Source organism: Streptomyces albireticuli (assembly GCF_021228125.1).
GTDB lineage: Bacteria > Actinomycetota > Actinomycetes > Streptomycetales > Streptomycetaceae > Streptomyces > Streptomyces albireticuli.
In genome coordinates this window covers 1-8551 of record NZ_JAJQQS010000045.1, presented here as the reverse complement: position 1 = coordinate 8551, position 8551 = coordinate 1, and the positions used below count along the sequence as shown (strand labels likewise).

Sequence of the window (8551 nt, the reverse complement as noted above, 5' to 3'; positions counted from 1 at the left end):
GTCGTCGAACGCTCCCGCCTGGCTGGGCGGATGCCGACGCCTCCACCGCAGACACGAGCGCAAGCCCGAACACTCCCTCGCGCTCGCAGGCATCGCTGCGGCACTCATCTGCTACCGCAGACTCCCCCCAAATGAAACGACCTGTAAGAAGGGCGGCGCGGGCGTCGAGGAGGCCAGCAACGTGTGCCGGATCCGCCGGGCCGAGGCGGTTTCCGAGTTCCGTGGCCCCGACCTCCCCTTGCTGGCCAACTGATCGCACCACGCCCCCGGCCGCCTCCACCCGCGAAAAGCGATGGAGGCGGCCGGGGGCTGTTCGTACCAGCACCGCCGCCTTGGCGCTGCTGGTGCTCGGGCTCGCGGGCCCTGGCCGTCACGCTCCACGATCAGTCCGCCGGTCTTCTCAGCAACGTGGTGCCGGCGCCGCCCCGGGTGGTGGTGCCGGACATTCCCCGGGCTGTCTGACCCGGGCCACTCACCCCTTGATTTGGAGGACACATGCCTGCCATCACGCTCGATCCTCTGTTCACCGTCGTGGACGCTCCGGTGTTCACCGACCGGCACCTGGCGAACCTCGCCGCCGGGACCGTCGCGGCCGTACGCGTCCCCGGGTTCCTCGACCTGCCGTCGTGTGAGGCGGCGTTCGCGGCGCTGGACCGGCTGCCGACGGCCGGCTACGACCCCGAGCGGGTGCCCACCCCGATCGTGCGGTTCGGCCCGGCCCTCAACGACTTCCGCACCGCAGGCGGGCACCTGGACGAGGGCCCGTACTGGGCGACCGGATCGCCGGTCACATCCGGCCCGTGACCCTCGCCCCCGTGGACCCCGGCGCTATCGGCACCCCGGAGACGGTCGGGTGGCTGGCGCTGGAGTACATGCAGCACACCGGCAGCTTCAAGGCCCGCGGCGCACGCAACTTCCTCGCCGCGCACCGGGAAGCGGGCACGCTGCCCGGGGCCGGGGTGACCATCGCCTCCGGCGGCAACGCCGGGCTCGCGTGCGCGTGGGCGGCCCGCGCCGAGGGCGTGAAGGCCACCGTGTTCCTGCCCGAGACCGCCCCGCCCGTCAAGGCCGCCCGGCTGGAGTCCTACGGGGCCGAGGTGCGCCTGGTCGGCGCCGAGTACGCCGAGGCCCTGGCCGCCTGCGAAGCGTCTGGTCCCTGCTGCGGCGCGGCCACCAGGCCAACACCGCCTTCACCGACCCCGACCACCTGCTGAGAACCCTGCGACACGGCCTCCGCCAGATCCAGTACCGCAGCGACCTCATCGACGGATGCCTCACCGCAACCGGCCTCACCCTGACGACACCACACCCGAAAAGTCAGTAACGGGGCGTGAGGTGTCCAGGTAACAACATCGCCGTGTGTGTCGGTCGCGTGCTCGGTGATGGGCTGGTCGGTCTTGTTGCCCATGATCTAGTCCAGCATGTAGTGCGCCTCGCGGCGGGTGACGATGATGACCTTCGTGCCGAACGTGGTGTGCTGGTCGCTGACGTGGGTGTAGGTGGACAGACCCTGCCCGGCGAAGTACTTCTTCATGGCCCGGGCGGTCGTCGACTTGCCCTTGACCGGGAACCGCTGCCCGTCCGAGGACGACAGCGTGCCCCCGCCGAACACGCTCGTCAGCGGCAGCCGGTGGTGGTAGTTAACGACCGCGGCGTTCGCCGCCGCCAGGGTCTCCTCGCGGACTTACCACTCCTGGGTCCGGGCCAGGATGTCGTAGGAGATCCCGCACGCCTCCGCCATCCGCACCAGGCCCAGATTCGTCGCGTTCGCGATCAACAACCGCCAGCAGATTCCGCTTCAGCTCCGGCGAACGGGCCTGCTTCCCGCTGACATGCATGAAGCAGCCCAGGAACCCGGTACGGCGGTCCAGTTCCACCAGCAGCGAGGCGATCGGGGCCAGCGGCAGCAGCTCCGCGAGCTCCTCCTTCAGCGCGGCGGCCTTGGCCGGGATGTCCTCCGCCGACAACGGAGGAATGACCAGCTCCCCGCCCGGCGACAACCGCACCTCACCCGTGCCCGCCCTCCGGTTGCCCAGCACCTTCTCCAGACCGCCCATCGCAGCCGCCAGCTCCTCCCGGCACGCCTCCAGCGCAGACCGGGCATCGACGGGTTTGCCGACAGCTGGCAGAACTTCTCCCACTGCACAGGCGTGAACAGGTACGAGGCAGGGTCGGTGTACCGGCGTGACGACGGCACGTAGACATCCCCTGACCGGGGCCCGTCCCGCAGACCCAGCAGGACGGTCAGCTCCCAGAAATGCCGGTAGGCCGTGGTGTCCTTCTCCCGCACGGCCTGCTCAAGGTAGCCGGCCCACTTCGCGGGAACGAAGTCGGTCAGCGCACCGTCGGGGACCTTCCGGGTCCCTCGGGATCATTTGAGACTAGTGGAGTGACCGGAGGGCCTCTGGTGAATACGGTCGTGCAGGTTGCCCCACACAGCGGCTCCAGTCGGCCCAAGGCTTTGAGGTGCCCACGGCAGTCGGCGTGAGCATTCGCTAGTGCTGCTCGAAAGTGGACGAGGCAGTAAGGCGAATGGCCCGGGCGCAGAGGGCGGTGCCGTAGAGGTCAAGTGCGTCGTCAGGGTCCTCCGCATAGTGGTCGGCGATTTCGTGAAAGTTGTACCACCCCTTCACCCGGGCTGCCCGACGATCACCATCGGTGCGTACAGCAGAGGAAATCAAGCTGTGGAGAATGCTGGCGTGATAGCGGCGTTGCTCGCACATCGCTTTCCAGTGCGGATTACTCTGAGGGTCCGAGGGAAGTAGTTCGGTAGAGCTCCGGGGACGCTGCTCACTGAGGTAGGCCCGGATGTAGGCGGCGGGGCGGGCGGGTCGCCAGGTGAGGTACCAGGAGTGGAGCTCGGTGATGATCTGTTCGGCGTCGAGACCCTGGTCGATGAGGGGGCGCAGGGCATAGGCAAGTTGACGGAGCGATTCGGTCTGGGTCCAGATGACGCGGGGCCGGACTTGGCGGGCGATCCAGATGTCCTGTGCGACCTGGGTGGCGGAGCGACGGGGAGCGTAACCGGAACGAGTCTGTTTGGTGGAGCTGGTAGGTGTGTGGCGGCTCGCGCGCTTGGGCGAGCTGTTGTTCAAACCACTCTCATCCTGCACTGTCACCTCTTCCTGAACCACGGTCAGGGAAGGGGTCCACGGCGAGCAGGCCATCTGGTCGTCTTCCGGACGGGCTGCGGGCGTGTGGTAGTGGCGCTGGTTAACAACTACGCGGGCGTGGTAGCCGGTGCCGATGCGCTGTTGATTGGTGGCGCGGTCGAACGCGGCTGGGATGACTGCGGCGTAGACGGTGGCTGTGGCGGCGTAGCCGGGCAGGCCCAGGAGACGGCGGATGTTTGTTTTGGATCCCCGGGAGACCCATGCGAGGAGTCCCATCTCGCGCAGGATTTTGGTGTGTTTGGTGATGGTGCTGCGGGCCATGCCGGTGCGGGTGATGGTGCGGTCGATGGCGTAGCGGACGTGGCCGGTGTCGTAGTCCATGCGTGCCGCAAGGTCTTGGGCGAGGATGAGGGTGGTGGCGGTGGCCTGGGGGTGCGGGCTGGTGGCGAGTGTCCATTCGACGGCGCGGAGCCAGCGGCGGGGCCCGCTGCGGCGAGATGCGGTGTGCTGGATGGTTTGATCCTGGGCGGTAACCGCAGTGAACGGGGCGCCGGTTGAGGGGGCTGTGGTGGGGGTGCTGAGCTGGGTGGGGATGCCAGGTCGGGATTGAGGCATCACAAAACCAGCCCTCGTGGTGGCAGCGATGACCGGCTCCTGGAACGAGGGGTGCCTTGGGCAAAACAAAACTCGGCTCGGCAGCTCTGGAGAGTCAGCGGTCGAGTTCTGGAGGTGGTGTTGAGTTAGGAGTGGTGGGGCATTTCACCTCTGACTGTGGTGCGGCAGGTGAGGCCTGCACGGCTGGGTGGTCGCCGGCGCAGCATCTTCCCGAGCTCAGCCGCAGTGCTGTTGGGGATGCAGGGGTGGAATGTGGGGGTTCAGGCCGCTGGTTTGGGGGTTGGTGAGGTCCGGCGCCGACGTGCACCCAGGGCTGCTATTGCTTCGGGCAGCTCGGCGACCCAGAGGCCGACAGGGATCCTGAAGGCGACGCGTCCGTTGAGGTGGTCGAGGTCGAAGGCCGCGCGCTGGCCGGGGCTGGTGACCAGGTGGACGGAGTCCTCAAGGACCCACAGCGCGGTCTCTGAAGTGGTGTTGGGATCGGAGACCGCGTCCCGGGCGGCTTCAACGGCGCTGGACTGCCAGAGCTCAAGGTCTTGGCGCGCGCTGCGGGGGCGCCGGTTGCCGGGCCACACGATCTGGGAGACGAAGGCGTAGACGCGCAGGGCGACAACGGCGTCCTCGAAGTGGGGGGCGTGGAGAACGCCCTGGTCGCGGGCTTTCCATGCCCACGATTCGCTCAGTCCGGCCGCTGTTGCGACGGCGCTGGTGCTGAGCTGAATGCTGGTCTCGACCATCGAGCTGCTCCGCAGTGGATGTATGTGGATCGTGCTGCACACGCTACCGCATAAGCAGCACAGATTTCTTGTGTCACTAGACCTTCTGGGTGTCGCGAAGTCCTACAAGGGCCTGATGGGTGTGGATTTTAAGCGCCCTTGAGTTCCTGATTCCCGTCAGGCAAGGGGAATCAGATCTAGTGACACGGGTGCAGAGAGGCGGGGGGATGGAGCTATCAATAGGCGCATGACTCGGCACGGAGCAAGATGGGTCGTTAGTGAGCAGAATTCATGGCAAGATATGGAAATGGCTATAGGTAACGCAACAGCGTTACCTATAGCCATCGGTATATTCAGAAAATGCCACAGCTCAGGCCATAGGCGCGCCCCCGGTCAGGCTCCGGCGCTCCGGCCGACGTAGTTCGCCCTCGGCATTGAGCGCGATCAGTAGACGCTCAAGTGCGGCGGAGACCACATACAGTCCCCGCCGACCGTAATCCGCCTCCTGCAACTCCTGATGAAGGGACGACATCAGGGCATGAGCCTGCCGACCCACACGGTAGGTCGATTGCTTGCCCTTCTCGACATAGGCCATCCGGTCGTCGAGGAACTGCTGTGCCCACACGATCTGTTCGTCGACGTTCGTCGGGGCGTGACGCAGTGCCGCATCGAGGTAGTGACCGAAGGCCAGCCCACCGTTGCCTGATGACCGGCGGTCCTGGGCGATACGAGCCTTGAGCGCCGCCAGGATTTCGGGCTCGATACGGAAACCGTGTTGTTCCCACTCCTCTGAACGGATCTTCGCCTGGGCGAAGCTCTCATGCACCGCAGTATGTGCCCACGAGCCACGTTGACTCTTGGACCGGCGCCGGGGGGAAGGTTCGGCCGCCGAAACCGGGACTGCCGAATCGTCAAGGGTCGGTGTCTCAAGCAGAAGCTCCGCAGGGACAAGGCTGGGCTCGGTAACTCCCTCTGAAACCAGGGCAGATGAGAGGTAGGGGTCGGGTGTGGAAGGGGATTGCGGCTGTACCGATGCAGAGACGCTTGTGGTCGTGCTGGTGGTCTTGGCCGTGACCGAGAGAAGGTCACGGCCCTGGGTGGTGTCTGGAGTGACCTCTCTTGCTACTTCTGGTCGGGAGCCGCTGGGGGCTTCCTGGTGTGCTGAGGACGAAGGAGAGTCTGGCGCACCGGCCGGGCCTCGGCTCGGAGGCGGTACAGGGACGGCTGGGCCAGCAGCCACTGATGCACGGGGTGTTGCAGGGTCGGCTGCGAGCGCGCCTCCGCCACCGAGGAACGAACGCTCGGCTACCTCGTCCGCACCAGCGAGGAGGTTCTGCAGTAGGGCCGCGGGCTGCCCCTTACCTCTGGCGGCTGACTGGAACGCGGAAGCGGACTTCTTCTTTCCTTTGCCGCTGGCGGTCGAACTACTCATCGGAGGCCCCCGTAGCAATGGGCTCGGGAGTTTCCCACTTCTCGACCGGCTGGTCGATGCGTGTGAGAACTTCTCCCATCAGCCGAGCGTACTGCTTGCCTGGCGCGTGGTTCGCGAAGCGGAGCACCGCCGGTTCCCCGTACGCGTACGAACCGGAGATGCGGTCATCCTTGCGAATGTCAGTGACGAACGGGTACAAGCCGGCTTCAATAACGCCGTTACGGATATTGACTTCCTGAGCCTTCATCATCGACGGAGCGCTCGAACGATTGAGGACCGCACCGAGGTACTGCGGATCACACTCCCCACCCGTCCGGTCCTTCACGTACCCCACCGTCCCCCGGATAGCCACCGCTCCCTTGAGAGTGGAGTATTCCGGATAGCAGACCGTTAGCACATGGTCTGCGGCGGCCAGGGCGGTAGCTGCGAGCGAAGAGACCGCTGGCGGAGTGTCGATGACTACGAAATCAAACGCATCCTCGATCTCCATCAGCATGCGGCGGAGAACTGGTGTGGCCTGGTACCCCTTCTTGTGAATGAGGTCCTGGGCTGCGGACATGGTCGATTCCTCCCCCGCCAGCAGATGGAGAGTCCCGCCGCCGTCCCAGTCCTCGAGCAACTCCCCACGGTTGAACATGATGGTAGGTAGATCTATCCGCATGTTCTGCATACGTGCCTGAAGAGCCCAGCCCAGCGAACGAGCCAGTTGATCCTCACCAGAGAGGTTCACACCGAGAGCCGTGCCGGCCTGGGCTTGGGGGTCAAGATCGACCACGAGCACGCGGTGACCGGCGAGCGCGAGGCCTGCTCCCAGATTCACGGTCGTGCTGGTCTTACCAACGCCCCCCTTCTGATTCGCGACTGCGAGGACCTTCATGGTCCTTCCACCTCTCCTACTGCAACGTTTGTGGTGCCTGCCGCCTGGAGCCCCTTGTCACCAGGGAAATGAGAGTCAGTCCTGCCTACGAAAGTGCAAGAATTGCCGGTTTCGACAGTATTTTGCGCTTCCGTTAGCTCCAGAGTGACTCACTTTAGTCTAGTGACACGGGATCTTCGCGCATGACCATAACAGGGTCAGCCTCCCATGCTGTACCCCGACGCGCGGAGGGGGCGTGGCTTCGGGTCCGGCAGGGAGCGTTGAGGCGGGAGGAGTGGTGAAAGCGGTCCGGTGGGGGCACAAGGGCGAAGGAGGCAACAAGCAGGCAGGAGCTCAGTGCTTGGCCGATGACACCAGGCAGGGTGTGATCGGTTGCGTGCCGGTTCGCGATTTGCGTTATGAGATTCCAACTGCTAAGGCACGATGACTGAGAGAGCAGGCGCGGGAGTACGCGAGCGTGTACCGAGGGGCAGGGCAAGTGCGGCGGCCTGCTTGCTCGGTACCTGCCACGCCAGTGAAAAGGGTCCAGCGGAAGTCTGATCGGAGAGCAGAGGATGGGCTGGCTGACCGGCAAGTCAGTAAGTGGACAGAGTGACATCCTCGCTCATCGGCACGCCGACTGAATCGGCGGGTTCCTATCTTCCAACAGGAAACGCTTGGTAGCTCACTTGCGGGGGTGCGGAACAAGCGGTTCGTACGGACGTGGGTAGGGCGGCGAGAACGTCTGTCCGGTGGGTGGTTCATTAAATGGGAAGTTAACGTGGGCGTCAGTCCTGTGACCAGTGGGTTTACGCGTCCGAGAGAGCGATAGTTGATTAGCGGAGCCTCCCGATGACTAGTTCGCTGGGTAGATCCGTGGGTCGTAGTGGTCGGGCGTGGGCAGCTGGACTGATTCATGGGATCGGTGTTCGTGCGAGGGTCAGCTATATAACTGGTCGATGAGACAGCACGTACGTCTGCGCTGTCGTCACAAAAGCGGGTGATTCGTCCAGTGGCCAATCGGGCAGCTCGACCGCTAGCCACCTCGGTAGCTAGATAGGTAGCAACAGCAATCTACTTATAGATACTGAACATGAAACATAGATCAATGCAGATGAAAGTTTGCAGACTCCGATATGGATCGTTAGAGTTGTGAACTTATTGATAGCTATTGATGAAGGAACTTTACTCGCATCATCTATGTCGATATGGATGCTCATATCTATCGGTATATTTGCAGGTGGTGGAGCTACTCCCTTAGTGTCCGGGCGATTGAGAGTCTAGGGCCACCGCCTTGCCTGTGGCGAACTTTTGACACCATGGTAGTGAGTGATTTCTGGGTGTTCACGCATAAACGTGATAGCTCGCGCTCCCGTGGAGCGGCGCCATGGTAGGTCCAAAGCTTGAGCGCCGACTGAGCTTTGGGCGGAGAGTCGACGCCATGAGTCGGGTGAGACAGGGCTTGGGTGGGGGCTGGTTGACTGCTGGCATCCACAGGTGCTGACTTTGTGTCCGAGTAAACCCTCCCCACGTTTCTTGCCGGTGGTTGGTTACTGACCTTGCGGGCGTGATGTGAATGGGCTGACAGGTATCGGTTGCCGTGGGTCAGTGTGCGTTCGGTGTAGAGATGGCGTCATGAATGGCAGGAGAGCGGCGAGCTGGCGGTGCGAAGCCGGGGCCGCGACCGGTTCCTAGGCCGTTTCTTTCGGATCAGCGTGCTGATCAGAGGAAGATGCCCGCGAGGTGGAGTCCGGGGAGGTAGGTGGTTGTGGTCTTCTCGTAGCGGGTGGCGATGCCGCGCTATTGCTTGAGGTGGTTG

General features: G+C 64.1%; 7 protein-coding genes and 3 pseudogenes. 4 read left to right on the top strand and 6 right to left on the bottom strand.

The features are described from left to right. The 4 genes and pseudogenes from LUZ64_RS36085 to LUZ64_RS36070 form a co-directional block, all read left to right on the top strand. Positions 1 to 253: pseudogene (locus LUZ64_RS36085) on the top strand (hypothetical protein); the annotation flags it as partial. A gap of 242 nt (positions 254 to 495) precedes the next feature. Beyond that, positions 496 to 804, top strand: coding sequence for a hypothetical protein (locus LUZ64_RS36080; RefSeq protein ID WP_095583836.1), 309 nt, complete (start codon positions 496 to 498; stop codon positions 802 to 804). Next, a pseudogene (locus LUZ64_RS36075) lies at positions 768 to 1169 on the top strand (pyridoxal-phosphate dependent enzyme); the annotation flags it as partial. The gene LUZ64_RS36080 and the pseudogene LUZ64_RS36075, both read left to right, overlap by 37 nt. Further along, positions 1139 to 1324 (top strand): annotated as a pseudogene (locus LUZ64_RS36070) (IS630 family transposase); the annotation flags it as partial. The pseudogenes LUZ64_RS36075 and LUZ64_RS36070, both read left to right, overlap by 31 nt. A gap of 87 nt (positions 1325 to 1411) precedes the next feature. On the opposite strand, the gene LUZ64_RS36065 reads toward LUZ64_RS36070, so the two are convergent. The 6 genes from LUZ64_RS36065 to LUZ64_RS36040 all read right to left on the bottom strand — a co-directional run bounded on the left by LUZ64_RS36065 (position 1412) and on the right by LUZ64_RS36040 (position 6753). Further along, positions 1412 to 1627, bottom strand: a complete 216-nt coding sequence (locus tag LUZ64_RS36065; RefSeq protein WP_308251797.1) for a Tn3 family transposase — start codon at positions 1625 to 1627, stop codon at positions 1412 to 1414. Positions 1628 to 1640: 13 nt separating this feature from the next. Next, positions 1641 to 2057 (bottom strand): hypothetical protein, encoded by a 417-nt coding sequence (locus tag LUZ64_RS36060; protein WP_143593399.1) that lies wholly within the window; start codon positions 2055 to 2057, stop codon positions 1641 to 1643. Between the two features lie 438 nt (positions 2058 to 2495). Further along, positions 2496 to 3494: a hypothetical protein gene (locus LUZ64_RS36055; protein WP_143593398.1), complete on the bottom strand. Its 999-nt coding sequence runs from the start codon at positions 3492 to 3494 to the stop codon at positions 2496 to 2498. 494 nt (positions 3495 to 3988) lie between these two features. Then, positions 3989 to 4507 (bottom strand): hypothetical protein, encoded by a 519-nt coding sequence (locus tag LUZ64_RS36050; protein ID WP_232399064.1) that lies wholly within the window; start codon positions 4505 to 4507, stop codon positions 3989 to 3991. Between the two features lie 307 nt (positions 4508 to 4814). Beyond that, positions 4815 to 5270 (bottom strand): hypothetical protein, encoded by a 456-nt coding sequence (locus LUZ64_RS36045; protein WP_095583830.1) that lies wholly within the window; start codon positions 5268 to 5270, stop codon positions 4815 to 4817. A 598-nt stretch (positions 5271 to 5868) separates the two neighbouring features. Beyond that, positions 5869 to 6753: a ParA family protein gene (locus LUZ64_RS36040; RefSeq protein WP_095583829.1), complete on the bottom strand. Its 885-nt coding sequence runs from the start codon at positions 6751 to 6753 to the stop codon at positions 5869 to 5871. Positions 6754 to 8551: the final 1798 nt, after the last annotated feature.